Genomic DNA, 15,298 nt, shown 5'->3' on the forward strand with positions numbered 1-15,298 from the left:
CTCTGACTACGTCTGCCAGCAGATTGCAGAACGTAACCATGGACGTTCACCCATCAACGACATCAGCAGGGCGACGATAAGCACGCGGTCCCGCCACCCGCCCATTGCATCTGAACTGCATCTAATGCGCGTGAACCAAGTGTAGTCCGCAGCATCATCATCTCCGAACACAGCCAAAGTCGCGACCGGACGATACCCGCGCCTCGCCCGGACTTCTCCTCAAACCGCTGTATTGACGAACATCCCGGTGGCGTTCGATGCACCCTGCTGCTGCAGGTTGCTCGCAAGACTCTGCAGGAACGTCTGCAACTGAGTATTCGTGCTGCTCGTCGACGAGCCGGACGTCGAACCCAACGCTGAAAGCAGATTCTGAAAATCCGACGTCAGACCGCTGGCGCTGCTTGGATCCGACGATGAACCGGTCGAGGTGGAAGCCGAAGTAGTGCTACTTGAGCTGGAGGTCAATGAATCAGCCAGATCGGCGATTTGGGATGCAAGATCGCCACCTCCGCCACCTCCGCCACCTCCATGCCCATGATGCCCGTGATGAGCCGGCGCTGCGCCAGAAGGCGTAGCGGGCGCGGTTGTCGCAGCCGTGCTGGTCGCCGCGTTTGCGGCTGAACCGGCAGTGGTTGCGGCGGTTGCCGAAATCGCACTGGTGGCAGTGTCATTGTCGCTGGTGCTCGTCGATGTCGGGCTTGTGCTTCCCTGTTGCCCAGCGGCCTGGAACAGCGAGCCAAGAAATTGCTGTAGAGCTGCGGCTACCGAAGTTGCCGACGGCGCCGAAGCGCTGGACGTTGGATCAGTTGCGGCCGTCGAACTGGTTGAAGAGGTATCGCTCGATGACGTGAATCCAAGCGTGGACAACGCTGCGGAAAGCGCTTGCGCCAAGGGGTTTGTGCTATCGGAATTGCTTGTCGATGTGGCCGACGAAGAATCCGCGCTAGTTCCGGTCTGTTGGTTTGCGCGCGTGCGGTTAACCGCCCACGGCTCGGCGCTAGCAGCCGATCCTGTCAGTGCTGAAATGGACATGCATTGCTCCGAGTGGTTAGCGTGAATTCTTGCTGGAACGACCGATGAGTGTAGTAGTCGCTACCGTCGTTAACGGCCTTGTATTAGAGATCTTTTGTGGATTTGCTCGGGCGCTTATTACGCGATATTTCTGACGTTTGGTAAGGCGCGGTGGTGTCCATTCGCGAGCATCCTTCAATGCCCAGAGATGTTCGAGTGGAACGGAACAGCACCGCTTCTAACTCCCATTCAACTCCGTCCCATACCCCCACCCCCACTCCCTCAAATACTTCCGATACCCCACCGACAACCTGTCACACACCTGATGCAGCTCAGCCTGCGGATCGAGCGGCAACCGCTTTGGCCATTGCGATTCCACAACCGGCGTGTCCTGCATCAATATCTGCATATTGAAGTCATATAACGCCTGATCGGAGTGCGTGGATTCGTCCTCGAACACCGATACCAGCCACGCCCGCGTCTCCGTTTCACTCACCGGCGACGCCACCAGCAACAAATGCAACGCGCCCGCACCGTGCTGCGCCACCTTCGACAAACTCGCCACCAACGGCCGTTTCACGCGATACACATATTCAATATCCACGCCCTCCTGTCCCGGCAACCCCGCAGGTTGCCAGAAGCGACACTGCCGCGCCTCAAGGCCGCCCGCCGTTTCAATCACTTCGCAATCCTGCACTTCCGCGTGCGATGCATCGCCGAGAATGCCGGTATGCACGAACGGGAAGTGCGCCATATCGAGGAAATTCTCGACCACGCGCGGCGCCGATGAACGCACCGTCTGCGCCGCGAGATTGATCCGGCGCGCACCGGGCATGTCGTACTCTGCGTACTCCGGAAAGAAATCAAGCGGACGCGAAGGCTCGCCGAGACACGTCCACACAACACCGTATTTCTCCTCCACACGATACGTCCGCGCACAAGCGCGCTTCGTGGGACGTATTGAAGGATTGGCGGGGATGTGGATGCACTGGCCGTCGGCGTCGTAGCGCCAGCCGTGATAAGGGCAGGCAAGCACGCCGCCTGTCACCGAGCCCAACGACAACTGCGCCCCGCGATGCGGACAGAGATCGCGCCAGACGTGGGCATCGGTAAACATATCGGGCTGCGCTGCCGGAACGTCAGCCTCCGACGCGTTGCGCCAGACCACCAGCCGTTCGCCCGCGACCACAAACCCTCGCGATTCCCCGGCGGGCACATCGGCGCTATTACATACAGGCAGCCATTCGCCGAGCAACGCGGCATTGGGCGCGGAGTGGACGTCATCGGCAGCATTCATGCCGTCAGTGGAAGAAGCGGGTTCAAAGGGTTGCATCGGGCGTCAAAAAACCTACGTAGTAAATAACGATTCAAATTAACGATTCAAACAACAATTCGAAAACAACCCAGGGGGAAACGCAAGCCGCCAAAAACGCCCTGGCGCGCCGAATGCGTACTACTTCATTCGATATCGATCACACGAACTCAGCATTAATCCGCCACGAATTTCGCCGAATCGCGCTGTTTTCAGCCACTTTTCTACGACGCAGTACGATTGCAATTCTGCACTACGCAGTCACTGCAGAAAACGCGGCATCGATCAGCACTTCGGGAATCGTCATCAGGGAGACTCAGAATGGGGCAGGTGAATGACCCCTTCCACCGGCAGCGTGGTTACGTGTGGTTGCCTTATCTCGATCCGGAAAAAGAGCAGGCAACGCTCCGAGTCATACTGGGCGGCCTCGCAACGGCCGTGTACGGCGCGCTGGCGTGGTCCGTTCCAACGCCCGCCGCTATCGCCAGTTTCCATGCGCTCGCGCTCTATCTGATCTACGGCGTCACGACCCGGCTAATCATCAGCCAAATGCAGCGGCAGTCGACTCTGCGGCTCGCATTCACGACCGTCGCTGACCAGGCACTGCTCGCCGTGGTTCTCGGCGCGGGTGGGGCGCTCACATTGCCCATGCTGTGGGCCGTCTTTCTCTTCCTGATCGGCGCGGGCGGGCGTTACGGCAAGCGCGCGCTGGCGTTGTCGTGTGGAACGGCACTGGTGGGAATCGTCGCGTTGTCCGTCTTGCAGCCCTGGTGGATGATCAACCGGTCCGCGGCGCTGGGGATTGGCTTGAGCGCGCTCGGGGCGTCGGTCTATCTCGCGGTGCTGATCGGCCGCCTCGGCAGCGCGAACCGCGACCTCGCGCTCAAGGCCGGCACCGACCCGCTCACGGGCTTGAGCAACCGCTACATGCTGGAACAGACTATCGGCCGGGCGGTGATGGCGATATCGACGGGACAGGAAGGCGCAACCGGGCTGCTGCTGATCGATCTCGACGGCTTCAAGGAAGTCAACGATACCTACGGCCACGAAGTCGGCGACGTCGTGCTGCAAACTTTCTCGGCGCTGCTGGCAAGAAGGGTAAGAGCCACCGATACAGTCGCGCGGCTCGGCGGCGATGAATTCGTCGTACTGGCGCGGCATGTGACCGGCAACCATGCCGTGCAAACGGTGGCAAACGGCGTACACGCGGTGCTGGCGGAAATGACGTCGGTGCAGGACCGGGTGGTGAATCTATCGGCGAGTATTGGTGCTTGCGTGATTTCGCCGGACCTGAGCACCGGCTACAGGGATATTGCCGTGCTGATGCGCGCCGCCGATCGCGCGATGTATCGCGCCAAGGCGTTGGGCAAAGGCCAGACGGTGTTCGCCGAAAGCACGGATTTCGAAACCTGATCTGCGTTCACCGGCCTTCAGCGGCTGGGCATCAAGCCTCCACGCCCGACCACGCCTGTTCCCGCAACTTCGCCCGCAGACGCGCGACGGCCTGACTGTGCAACTGGCACACACGCGATTCGCTGACTTCCATCACGGCGCCAATCTCGCGCAGATTCAACCCCTTCTCGTAATACAGGCTCATCAGCAGCTTTTCGCGTTCAGGCAATTTATCGATGGCCTCAACGAGCGCCGAGCGCAAGCTGCCGTCGAGCAGCGCGGAGAGCGGGTCGGCTTTATCGACGCAATAACGGTCGAGAAACGGCTCGTCATCGGAAGAACGATCGAAGTCTTCGTAATAGATCAACTGGCTGCCATGCAGATCCTGCAGCATGGACTGGTATTCGACGAGCGGCATGTTCAGATGCTCAGCCACTTCCTGTTCGCTCGCCGACCGGCCGAGATGCTGCTCGACCTTGTGCACCGCCGATTCCACCTCGCGCGAGGTCTTGCGCATGCTGCGCGGCAGCCAGTCGTTGGCACGCAGTTCGTCGAGCATCGCGCCGCGAATGCGCTGGCTGGCGTAGGTCTCGAACTGCGCGCCCTGATCTTCTTTATAGCGGCTCGCGGCATCCAGCAAGCCGATCATGCCGGCCTGGATCAGGTCGTCCAGATCGACGCTGGCCGGCATTTTCGCCACGAGTTGCAGGCCGAGCCGGCGCACCAGCGGTGCGTAGCGGGTCAGGACCTCGGCCTGTGACAGTTTTCCCTGGGCGTTATACATCGCGTTCACCTTGTTCCTTCTCCTGCGGCATCACACGGACGCGGGGCTGCTCATCGCAAGCTGCATCAATGGCGTTTCGGTGCGGCGTGCCGCGCCGGAGTTGATCGAGTACTCCAACCCAGGCTGCGTTTCCGCAAACAAGGTCTGCACGGGCCATTCAAACTGCGACGCTTGTGGCATCGGCCAGTACTGCAATTCGGCGGCGATCTGCCGATAATCCCGGGCGGCGGCCGTCGCCGGAAAAGCTTCCACCGCGCAGCGCGACAGCTCGTGCGCTCGCGTCACGCGCGGATCTTCGGCCACGCAACCCGCCGGCATGAGTTGCACCGAGAGATAGCGGCTGGCGACGTCCGCGAGGTTATCGAAGGCGATTTGTGCATCGGCGCCGTTCTTCACGTGATTCACGACGACCCGGAACCGGCCGATGGCATGCGCGTAGTGCAGACGCTTGATGCAGGCGTACGCCTCGGTGATCGCGACCGGCGCTACGCGGGTCACGATCACGAAGTCGTGCGCTTGCACGGCCAGGCTTGACAGCGCGCCGCTGCGATCGAGCTGGGTATCGATCAGGACGATATCGGCGGGTCCGTCGAGCAACACCCGGCAATGCGCGGCGTCCTGGCTGATGCGTTCGTCGCGAGGCGCGGCGATCACCGAAAAGCCAAACGGCGTGCGCGTGACGGCGTCCTGCAAAAAACGCTTGCCGGACAAGACCGCGCCCAGTGCGCCGTTGGGCGGCACCTTCGCCAACTGGCTCACCGACAACGCGTTCTGGCGCTCATCGATCACCAGCACATCCTTGCCTTGCGCGGCGAGGGCGGAAGCCAGGTTGACGACCGTCGAGGTATTGCCGGTGCCCCCCAATCCACCTGCCGGGGCGCCGCACACCGCCACGACCCGGGAGCCGTTGCGTGTCAGCAGACGGCGCAAGCCTTCGGCCTGATCGGACGCGAACTTATCCAAAGTGAACCTCATGCAGTTCAGTGGAAGCGCGCGCGGAGAGCGCGGACAGGAGCGCCGGCACGTCGTCGTCTTGCGGCACGAACGGCGAGCCATCGCGCGGGATGCAGAAGGCGCTCTTGATCAGGAAGCGCTTGGTCGCGACGTACAGGTTTTCCGGCACCTTCTGACCCGTCGATACGTAATGCACGGGCAGCTTGTAGCGGATCACGGTGTCGAGCACGCCACCCAAATTCGTGGCTTCATCGAGCTTGGTCAGGATGCAGCCCGCGAGCGGCGGCTGGTCCGGCGTGCTCTGGTAGGCCTGCACGACTTCGTTCAACGTATCGCCGTGGCTGGTTGCGTTCAGCAGCAGCAGGCGCTGCACCGGATGGCCGGCGCCGCACAACATCGAGATGTGATCGGCGACAGTGCGGTCACGCTGGCTCATGCCGATCGTATCGATCAGTACGATGTGCTTGTTGCGCAGTTCGGAGAGCGCGAGTTGCAGGTCGCTTGCGTCTTTCACCGCATGCACCGATACCCCGAGGATCTTGCCGAAAATACGCAGTTGTTCGTGTGCGCCGATCCGGTAGCTGTCCGTGGTGAGCAGCGCGACCTTGCTGGCGCCGAAGCGCATCACGCAGCGCGCGGCGAGCTTCGCGGTGGTGGTGGTCTTGCCCACGCCCGTCGGGCCCATCAGCGCGAAGACGCCGCCGCGGTTCATCATCGATTCTTCGCTGTCCATGACGGGCAGGTTGTTTTCGAGCACTTGCTGAACCCATTGCATCGACGCTTCGGCTTGTTCAATCTCCGGCATGTTGTCGATCATCAAGCGCACCAGTTGCGCGGAGAAACCGGCGGCGAACAGGCGCTTGGTCAGCTCGGCGTGATTCGGGCTGCGGCGCTGGCGATCGCCCCACAGCAAGCCGGCGAAGTGCTCTTCCATCATGCCGCGCATTGACGAAAGTTCATGCATGACGGTGTCGTTCACGACTTGCTCCATGCGAGTGCGGATGGCTTCGGTAACAGCGGCCGCCGCCGATGCCGGCAAGCCCGCGAATGCGCCTTCCTGCATCGAACTGGCGGTTTGGGCCGAGGACGTGTGCACTTGCGGCTGGATCTGGGCGTGTATTTGCGCGGTTTTTTGTTCCGCGCGGCGAGCGGCGAGGTACGCCGCTTCGCGTGTCCATCCGGGGGCTTGCGCGGATTCCTGCGACGTGACGGAAACAGGACTCCCTAATCCCTTCGCAATTGCCGCCGATGCGCTCAGCGCGCGTTGCGGCGCACTTTCAGCGGCCGACTGCGCCACCCGGCGCGCATGCTCGATCAACCAGGGATTCGATTCGGCCATCGTGAACGACGTGTCATCTGCTTGCGCTTCAGGCTCCATGTCATCCAGCGGTTCGGGATTGGCGCCGAACACCGACGAAAAGACATCGCCGCTGGCGTACGGGTTCGAACCCCCGTTCGAATTCGAGTGGGACTGCGAATGTGACTGCGCGTGTGATTGGTTTCCGGCCAACGTCTTCAGCTTCATTTCGCGATGCTCGGCGGCAGCTTTCGGGGAGATCTGCGCGAGGTCGCCGTCCGCAACCGCAACGATCTCAACGCTGCCGTCTTCGGTCACCCGGTTCGACAACACGATCGCATCGGGGCCCAGTGCCTCACGGACGACCCGGAACGCGTCGCGACTCGTGGCACCGATGAATTTGCGGATGTTCATTTACCCCCCGATGAGCTCGCGCCCACGTTGATCTGTTGCGATTGACCGGTTGCGTCACGTTTTGAGCGCCTTACTCTGGTCCCATGCACGGTGGCTGCCATGAATGAATTATTGCAAGGGCGGCTGGCGGGCCATCGGCTGATAAGAGCCGAGAAAGCGGGGTAATTCGGGAGATCGATGACGGGGGCGGCGCACGGGCCGCATCGGGGAAATGCGTGCCGGATCAAACATCAGACAATTGCGCTGATATTTGCAAAAACGGCGACGAAAAACTTCATTAATTGTTTTATTACCCGCCATGTTATTCCACAGCGGGGTCGAGACGATTATTTCATCTGCCGTCTTATTATTGCGCAACACCGCGCCGGGCAGTTCGTGATAATGATTTTATTAAGTTTTTGAAACGACTTTAATCAAGCTTGAAAATCGATGAACAATAGTTAAGTCGGTGAAATATCTATCGTGCGTCAGGGCGAACCTACCTATAATAAATCGAAGGACAATTCAAATAAATTGCAATAGCAGAGCAAGCATTTCACGTCCTGACATTAATCAAGGAATATCCAAATGGCTCAAAAACTATTTCACGCACAACCATTCCCGCTTCCGTTCGATCCACAAACAACTGCATTGGTCATGATCGACATGCAGCGGGATTTTGTTGAACCGGGAGGTTTTGGCGAAGCCTTGGGAAATGACGTTTCCCTGGTGCGCACCGCGATTGTCCCGTGCGGGAAAGTGTTGAAGGCCGCGCGTGATTCGAAGCTGCTGGTCATCCATACGCGCGAAGGCCACCGTGCCGATCTGGCTGATTGCCCGCCGGCGAAACTGACGCGCGGCGGCAAGACATTCATTGGCACAGACGGCCCCATGGGCCGCATCCTGGTTCGCGGCGAGGCAGGGCACGACATCATTCCCGAACTGTATCCAACGTTTGGCGAACCTATCATCGACAAACCCGGCAAGGGCGCGTTCTATGAAACCGACCTGCAACTGGTCCTGCAGAACCACGGAATCAAGACGCTTATTGTGTGCGGGGTGACAACTGAGGTCTGCGTGACCACGACCGTTCGCGAAGCGAATGACCGCGGCTACGAATGCATTATTCCGGCGGATTGCGTCGGATCGTATTTCCCGGCATTCCAGAAATCAGCGCTGGAGATGATCCAGGCGCAGGGCGCAATCTTCGGCTGGGTCAGCGACGCCGCGGCCGTTGTCGACGGCTTGCGCGGCTGAAGCCGGCCGGGCAGCCATGGCACTCCTGACGTTCACCGTGTGCTCGGTTGGCTATATGGCGGAGCACGGGCCGCGCGAGACGCTGCGGTTCTGGGTTCACAGCTGTTTCCAGCACGCAATGAACATGTCGTCGGCGAGCGGCGAGTTGCTGACCTTGCTGAGTCCGCGCTATCAGAACCTGCCCACGGCGATCAGGCTGTCGACGCCGCCAGGCTGGGATTGGCGCCATCAGGCGCACTCCCGGCAGCCCATCACGCTCGAGAACAACGAGTTGCGCGGCACACTCTGGCGCGCGAACCTGAGCAGGGCGCCGTGCTGGCGACCCGAAACGGATCGGGGGTCTGGCGGCCATTCGCCGAACGCGTTGCTGGCGGCTTATCCGTTGCTGGCGAGCCAGTTGTTGGAGTACTGCCTGGAACGCGAGGTGCGCAGCAGCCTGCAATTGCTGCCGGGCTGGCCGCCAGGGGGGCGCATACCGCGCTTGAACCTCGGCGACACCAAGGCGGAGTTGGAAAGCGGCGTCTCGGAACTGATTGGGTACGGAGCAGGGCTGACGCCGGACGGCGACGACTATCTGCTGGGTTATCTGGCGTCGTTATGGCCGTGGCAACATCTGGAAGCCATATCCGCCCATTTGAAACTATTGCGTCCGGCAATAAAGAACCAGCTTCACCGGACGACCAGTATCAGCCGGCATTATCTGGCGCTTGCGTTGCAGGGACACTATTCACAGTCGATCGACCATTTGACGACTGTCCTGATTCACGGAAGCCCACCGGCAGATGTGAAACTTTCGGCAATCAATGTCATGAAATTCGGTTCGTCATCTGGCGCGGATTGTCTCGGAGGGTTCCTGCACGGAATAAAAGCGCTTGGAAAGGTTGAGCAGAAAGAAATGATTTGATCCTTTATACGGATTAGTTGAAAACCATTATCGAGTTAATCAGATTGATGGCATCCGGCGCGTGCAACGCCGGGTTCGCCAGGCGGGCACTCGGCCGAATCTGGACCAGGCAAGTGTAACGATTACCGGAAGCTGAAATGAGCATAAGAACCAAGGTCTTCAAGAACATGTATCAGGACTCCGTCTCCCTGATGCAGATATCCGCGCACATCTCCAAACTCGCCGGCATCGAGCAGGCTTCGGTGGTGATGGGAACGAGCACGAATCTCGCGCAATTGCGGGACGCGGCTCTGGACGACGGCTGCACAGCCGGCCCGAACGATCTCGTCATCGCGGTGCGCGGGGAAATCGCGGCGTGCGACGGTGCGCTCGTTATCGCGGAAGAGCGTTTGAACAGCAAGCCGGAGGAGTCAAGCGGCGACGGCGTGCGTCCGCCACCGCTTGCCAGCCTCGAAATGGCGGTGGAACAGGAGGCGGCATCGAATCTCGCCCTGATCTCCGTTCCCGGCGATTACGCCGCCGCCGAGGCGATCAAGGCGCTGCGTCTGGGCATGTCGGTCATGCTTTTCAGCGACAACGTCAGCCTCGCCCACGAGCGCGACATCAAGACCCTCGCGGCTGAGAAAAACCTGCTGGTGATGGGACCCGATTGCGGGACGGCCATTATCAATGGGCTGCCGTTGGGCTTTGCAAATGTGGTGAGGCGCGGGTCGATTGGCGTAGTGGCGGCGTCGGGCACCGGATTGCAGGAGGTGACGTGCCGTATCGACCAGTTGGGCGCCGGGATTTCGCAGGCGCTCGGCACGGGCGGGCATGACCTGCACGAATCGATCGGCGGGATCTCCATGTTGTACGGCCTCGATGCGCTGAGCGCAGATCCCGACACCCATGTGATCGTGCTGATCTCCAAACCGCCTGCTCCGGCAGTCGCGGAAAAGATCCTGGCGCGGGCGCGCGCGGCGGGCAAGCCGGTCGTCGTCAACTTCCTGGGCGCGCGGCCGGAAGATATGAACGTGCCGGGAATCACCCCCGCATACACCCTCGCCGATGCCGCCGGCTTCGCCGTCGCGTTGCTCTCGGGCGCCCAACTGCCGCCTACGGTGGCCGAGGTCAGCACGCCCGACGCCGGTCGTCTCCACGATTACAGCCGTACCTTGCGGCCCATCCGGCGCTTCATCCGCGGTGTGTTCGCGGGTGGCACCTTTTGCTATGAGAGCCAGTTGTTATGCCGGCAACGCGGCTTCGCCGCGTCGTCGAATACGCCGGTTGCGTCCAACAGCAAGCTCGAGGATATCTGGCACAGCACGGGCCACACACTCGTCGACATGGGCGATGACGATTTCACGCGCGGCCGTCCGCATCCCATGATCGATCCCACGCTGCGCAACCAGCGGATCCTTGCGGAGCTGAACGACCCGCAAACCGCTGTCGTGTTGTTCGACCTCGTGCTGGGTTATGGCGCATCGACAGAACCCGCCCGCGAGTTGTTGGAGCTGATCGAACACGCGCGCCTTCAGGCGGCTGGCCGCGACCTGCCGGTCCTGATCTCGCACGTCTGCGGCACGGAAGCCGATCCACAAGTCAGAAGCCGTCAGGTCGATACCTTGCGCGAAGCCGGCGTTCTCGTCGCCGGTTGCAACGCGCAGGCGGCGCTCTGGGCGAGCCACGTCGCCCACCTTCAGGCGCAAAAATAACGGGACCATGATGAACACGCTATTTAACCAGCCACTGACCGTGGTGAATGCAGGCTTGAGCAGTTTCGCCGATAACCTGGCGCTAGCCGGCGGCGACGTCACCGATCTGCGCTGGCAGCCGCCGGCTCTCGGCGATGTAGACGCGGGACTGGCGCTGGCATCGCTGATTCGCCATCCGCTGGTCGAGCAGGCCAACGTCCAGGCGTTCCAGCAATATCTCGCGGCTCAGCCCGTGCTCGTCGATGTCATGAGCGCAGCGCAAGCGATCAGCGCGATGGCGCATCGCAAGCTGATCCTCCACGCGGGGCCGCCGATCGACTGGGCCGATATGTGCGGACCGGTGAAGGGTGCGATTGTCGGCGCGATCCTGTTTGAGGGATGGGCGACGACCCACGAAGCCGCCGAGCGGCTGGCGGCGGATGGCGCGATCGACTTCGAGCCGTGTCACCACTATCAGGCCGTCGGCCCCATGGCGGGCATCATCAGCCCGTCCATGCCGCTATGGGTGATCGAGAACAAGACTAACGGCCGCCGTGCCTTCAGTAACTTCAACGAAGGGCTCGGCAAGGTGCTGCGTTTCGGCGCCAATAACGGCGAAGTGCTCGACCGCCTGCACTGGATGACCCAGGAACTCGCGCCGGCATTGAAGGCTGCGTTGAAGGTGCTGGGCGAAGTGGAGTTGAAGCCGATGATGGCGCAGGCGCTGCATATGGGCGACGAAGTCCATAACCGCAATGCGGCCGCCACCGGCCTCCTGATCAAGCGCCTGATTCCCGCGTTGCTATCGACCGGATTGCCGATCGAGCGGATTCAGCGCGTGACGGAGTTCATCGTGGGCAACGATCACTTCTTCCTCAACCTCTCGATGGCCGCGTGCAAGGCCATGACCGATGCGGCCCACAACGTGCCCTTCAGTTCAATGATCACGGTCATGGCGCGCAACGGCGTGAATTTCGGTATCCGCATGTCCGGCACGGGCGACCGATGGTTCCAGGCGCCCGCCAATCCAGTGGAAGGTTTGTTCTTCCCGGGCTATGGCGTGGAAGACGCCGCAGCCGATCTCGGCGACAGCGCGATCACCGAGACGGCGGGCGTGGGCGGCTTCGCCATGGCGTCGTCGCCGGCGATTGTCAAGTTCGTGGGCGGCACGCCGGCGGACGCCACCAGCAACAGCCGTCGCATGCAGGCCATCACGCTGGGCGGCAATCCCGCGTTCACGCTTCCCGCCCTGAATTTCGCGCCGACCGCCGCGGGTATTGATGCCCGCAAGGTGGTTGATCGCGGCATCCTGCCGATCATCAATACCGGGATTGCGCACAAGGAGGCTGGCGTCGGGCAGATTGGCGCGGGCATTACCACGGCGCCGATGCCGGGTTTCATCGAAGCGATTCGCGCGCTCGCCGAATACGTTTAAACCATACGGGACACGCATCATGACCAAGCCTCTGGCAATTGTCGCGGTCGGCGGCAACGCGCTGATCCGCGACGATAAACACGATAGTATTCCTGACCAATATGACGCGGTCGTCGAAAGTGCGGGGCACATTGCCGACATGATCGAGGCCGGATGGGATCTGGTGCTGACGCACGGCAACGGACCTCAAGTCGGTTTTATCCTGCGCCGCTCAGAACTCGCCGCCGATGAAGTCCGGCCGGTGCCCCTGGACTACGCCGTCGGCGATACGCAGGGCGCGATTGGCTACATGTTTCAAAAGGCGTTGAGCAACGCGTTGCGGCGTCGCGGGATTCATCGGCAAGTGGTCACGGTTGTGACCCAGACGCGTGTCAGCCGCGACGATCCGGCGTTTCTCAAACCGGGCAAACCAATAGGCGCTTTCCTCGATGAAGCCACCGCGCTGCAGCGCCAAAAGTCACTTGGATGGACGCTGATGGAGGATGCCGGACGAGGCTGGCGCCGGACCGTGGCGTCGCCTCAGCCACTGGAGATCATGGAGCGGGAGGTCATCGCTAGGCTGCTTGCGCAGGGGTGCGTGGTGATTGCATGCGGCGGCGGCGGCATTCCGGTTCTGGTCGATGAACACCATCAGATCTCGGGTGTGGAAGCGGTCATCGACAAGGACCTGGCTTCGGCGCTTCTCGCCGAACAATTGGGTGCCGATCTCCTTCTGATTCCCACAGGCGTTGAACAGGTGGCGATCAATTTCGGCAAGCCGGAACAGCGCTGGCTCGACACGCTTAGCCTGGCCGAAGCGCAGGAACTGATCTCGCAAGATCAGTTTGGCGCGGGAAGCATGCTGCCCAAAGTGGAAGCAATCATGCGATTCGTTACCCATAGCCGGTCGCATGGCGGACACGGCAAGGGCTTGATTACCAGTCCGGAAGCGATCAAGCGTGCGCTCGATCGCAAGACCGGGACGTGGATCACGCAATAGCGGTTCGTGTCGTGTGAATTTAACTTAGCAATACGAATTTCATTGAAGAACGAAGGCAGACAGATGAACAAAACTACATTGCTGGCCGTCAACGGCACGCTCATGCGCGGGCTTGAACTGAACGGCAACATGATCGCGGCGGGCGGCGTGTTCTTGCGTGAAGATCACACCGATCCGCATTACCGGCTCTGGAGCATTGGCGATCGTCATCCGGGAATGATCCGCGTGGCAGCCGGCGGAACCTCTGTCGCGCTCGAGGTCTGGGAATTGCCGCTCGCGTCGTTTGCCGCTTTGTTGTTGAGCGAACCGGCGGGTCTGGCGATCGGCAAGGTGACGCTTCGCGACGGCAATCAGGTGTTGGGCGTGCTGGCCGAACCCTGGCTGGTTGAAAACCAGAAGGACATCACCGCGCACGGAAGCTGGCGTGCCTATACCGGCCATTTCCATTCCGCCTGACCGTTCGAAACCTCCGGGGAACATTTGTATGCGCGACACTGACGAAGGCCCGAATACGGCGCCCGGGTACCGCATTGCCATGATTTTATTGGGCATTGCCATTACGCCGGTTTTACTCTCCTCCTCCAGTCTGGGGAGCCAGTTATCAAGTCTGGCGTTGATCAAAGTGGTGGTCATCGGCGGCATTATCCTGACCATCCTTTCCACGATCACGATTTGCGTCGGCGAGAAGGCGCGGCTGCCAACCTACGGTATCGTCAAATATCCGTTCGGCGAAAAAGGGGCGATCGCCATCAACATCCTGCTCGCGATCAGTTTGTTCGGGTGGATCGCCGTGACCGCGAATATGTTTGGGCATTCGGTGCACGATCTGCTGGCGCAGCAGGGCTTTGAAATACCCGTGCCGCTGCTGGTTGCGGTGGGTTGCGTGATTTTTGTGGCCGCTACGGCGTTTGGTTTCGAACTGCTTGGGAAGGTGGCTCAGTTCGCCATACCTGTCATTGCGTTGATGCTTTGTTATTGCGTTTATGTCGCGGCGCACGGGATGGTCCCGGTGCCAGCCGGATTCACCGATATGAATACCGGCGTGGCCGTTTCCACTGTTGTCGGGACGATTATTGTGCTGGTGGCCACGCTGCCGGATTTCGGCAGTTTCGTTCACGACCGCAAGCATGCGTTGATTGGCGCGGTGCTGACGTTCCTGATCGCTTATCCGTTGTTGTATTGGGCGGGCGCCACGCCGAGCGGCATATCAGGGAAAGCTTCCTTGCTCGGCGCGATGGCTGTGTTCGGGGCCGTGCTGCCGGCCGCGTTGCTGCTCATTTTTGCGACCGTTACGGGGAATGCCGGGAATATGTTTCAAGGCACGCTGGTCGTTTCGACCTTGTTCACGCGGTTTCCGAAATGGCAGATCACTGTCGTGCTGGGCGTGCTGGCGGTCATTGTCGGGAGCATGGACATCATGGCGTGGTTCATCCCGTTCCTGCTTTTTTTGGGGATCGCGACGCCGCCGGTGGCTGGGATTTATATCGCCGACTTTTTGCTTTATCGGCGAGGCGGGTATGACGCGCGCTTGCTCACTACTGATCCTCAAGTGAAGGTGCTTACGTTCGTTGCGTGGATCATCGGGTCGCTGGTCGGGTTTATGACGGTGAAGGGCGTTTTTTCCTTCACGAGCATCCCGTCGCTTGATTCGATTATTGTCGCGTGTGCTTGTTATGCGATTTTTAGCCGGGTTACGCGGTTGCGGGGGGTCGCTTCGCGGCTTTAAGTGGAATTGGTTTTTGTTCGCACTCGGGTGGGGGCGCTGGCGCTTGGTGGGCTGGGGGTGGGTTTTCGGGTTGGTGGGCCGGGGTCGATGCCAGGGTGTCAGGTTCTGGGGTTAGTGGGCGGGGTCATCGCTGGGGTGGTCGGTTCTGGGGTTAGCGGTCGGGGTCAATGCCGGGTTGCTG

14 protein-coding genes are annotated in these 15,298 nt (G+C 60.9%); 9 read left to right on the forward strand and 5 right to left on the reverse strand.

All coding sequences use genetic code 11. The annotated features are described in order from the left end of the window. Positions 1–219: 219 nt before the first annotated feature. A complete protein-coding gene (locus HB376_RS39925) occupies positions 220–465 on the reverse strand; it encodes a hypothetical protein (RefSeq protein ID WP_213769195.1) in 246 nt (81 codons plus the stop codon). A 130-nt stretch (positions 466–595) separates the two neighbouring features. Between HB376_RS39925 and HB376_RS39930 the strand changes: the two genes are divergently transcribed. Next, positions 596–1,057, forward strand: a complete 462-nt coding sequence (locus HB376_RS39930) for a hypothetical protein (RefSeq protein WP_213769196.1) — start codon at positions 596–598, stop codon at positions 1,055–1,057. 192 nt (positions 1,058–1,249) lie between these two features. Here the strand turns inward: HB376_RS39930 and HB376_RS39935 are convergent, their stop codons facing one another. After that, positions 1,250–2,344: an aromatic ring-hydroxylating dioxygenase subunit alpha gene (locus HB376_RS39935; protein WP_255631873.1), complete on the reverse strand. Its 1,095-nt coding sequence runs from the start codon at positions 2,342–2,344 to the stop codon at positions 1,250–1,252. 300 nt (positions 2,345–2,644) lie between these two features. On the opposite strand from HB376_RS39935, the gene HB376_RS39940 reads away from it, so the two are divergent. Further along, on the forward strand, positions 2,645–3,736 hold the full coding sequence (locus HB376_RS39940) for a GGDEF domain-containing protein (RefSeq protein ID WP_213769197.1): 1,092 nt from the start codon (positions 2,645–2,647) through the stop codon (positions 3,734–3,736). Positions 3,737–3,767: 31 nt separating this feature from the next. Here the strand turns inward: HB376_RS39940 and HB376_RS39945 are convergent, their stop codons facing one another. Genes HB376_RS39945 through flhF form a run of 3 tightly spaced genes read right to left on the reverse strand, consistent with a single transcriptional unit; the run spans position 3,768 to position 7,164 of the window. Beyond that, positions 3,768–4,499 carry an RNA polymerase sigma factor FliA gene (locus HB376_RS39945; protein WP_213769208.1) on the reverse strand — a complete coding sequence of 244 codons (732 nt, stop codon included), beginning with the start codon at positions 4,497–4,499 and terminating at the stop codon, positions 3,768–3,770. Positions 4,500–4,529: 30 nt separating this feature from the next. After that, positions 4,530–5,462 (reverse strand): MinD/ParA family protein, encoded by a 933-nt coding sequence (locus tag HB376_RS39950; RefSeq protein WP_213769198.1) that lies wholly within the window; start codon positions 5,460–5,462, stop codon positions 4,530–4,532. Further along, the gene (flhF, locus tag HB376_RS39955) at positions 5,455–7,164 is read right to left on the reverse strand and encodes a flagellar biosynthesis protein FlhF (RefSeq protein WP_213769199.1); all 1,710 of its coding nucleotides are present in this window, start codon (positions 7,162–7,164) and stop codon (positions 5,455–5,457) included. The genes HB376_RS39950 and flhF overlap by 8 nt, the downstream gene beginning before the upstream one ends. Before the next feature lie 567 nt (positions 7,165–7,731). Between flhF and HB376_RS39960 the strand changes: the two genes are divergently transcribed. The 7 genes from HB376_RS39960 to HB376_RS39990 all read left to right on the forward strand — a co-directional run bounded on the left by HB376_RS39960 (position 7,732) and on the right by HB376_RS39990 (position 15,117). Then, the gene (locus HB376_RS39960; protein ID WP_213769200.1) at positions 7,732–8,400 is read left to right on the forward strand and encodes a cysteine hydrolase; all 669 of its coding nucleotides are present in this window, start codon (positions 7,732–7,734) and stop codon (positions 8,398–8,400) included. 16 nt (positions 8,401–8,416) lie between these two features. Next, the gene (locus HB376_RS39965) at positions 8,417–9,304 is read left to right on the forward strand and encodes a DUF2877 domain-containing protein (RefSeq protein ID WP_213769201.1); all 888 of its coding nucleotides are present in this window, start codon (positions 8,417–8,419) and stop codon (positions 9,302–9,304) included. Positions 9,305–9,441: 137 nt separating this feature from the next. After that, the gene (fdrA, locus tag HB376_RS39970) at positions 9,442–10,998 is read left to right on the forward strand and encodes an acyl-CoA synthetase FdrA (protein WP_213769202.1); all 1,557 of its coding nucleotides are present in this window, start codon (positions 9,442–9,444) and stop codon (positions 10,996–10,998) included. Between the two features lie 10 nt (positions 10,999–11,008). After that, a complete protein-coding gene (locus HB376_RS39975; RefSeq protein WP_213769203.1) occupies positions 11,009–12,412 on the forward strand; it encodes a DUF1116 domain-containing protein in 1,404 nt (467 codons plus the stop codon). Between the two features lie 19 nt (positions 12,413–12,431). Then, a complete protein-coding gene (gene arcC, locus HB376_RS39980) occupies positions 12,432–13,391 on the forward strand; it encodes a carbamate kinase (protein WP_213769204.1) in 960 nt (319 codons plus the stop codon). 63 nt (positions 13,392–13,454) lie between these two features. Continuing rightward, complete coding sequence (locus tag HB376_RS39985) at positions 13,455–13,847, forward strand: glutamyl-tRNA amidotransferase (protein WP_213769205.1); 393 nt, start codon at positions 13,455–13,457, stop codon at positions 13,845–13,847. Positions 13,848–13,875: 28 nt separating this feature from the next. Beyond that, the gene (locus HB376_RS39990; protein ID WP_213769206.1) at positions 13,876–15,117 is read left to right on the forward strand and encodes a cytosine permease; all 1,242 of its coding nucleotides are present in this window, start codon (positions 13,876–13,878) and stop codon (positions 15,115–15,117) included. Positions 15,118–15,298: the final 181 nt, after the last annotated feature.

The sequence above is a fragment of the Caballeronia sp. dw_19 genome, assembly GCF_018449515.1.
GTDB lineage: Bacteria > Pseudomonadota > Gammaproteobacteria > Burkholderiales > Burkholderiaceae > Caballeronia.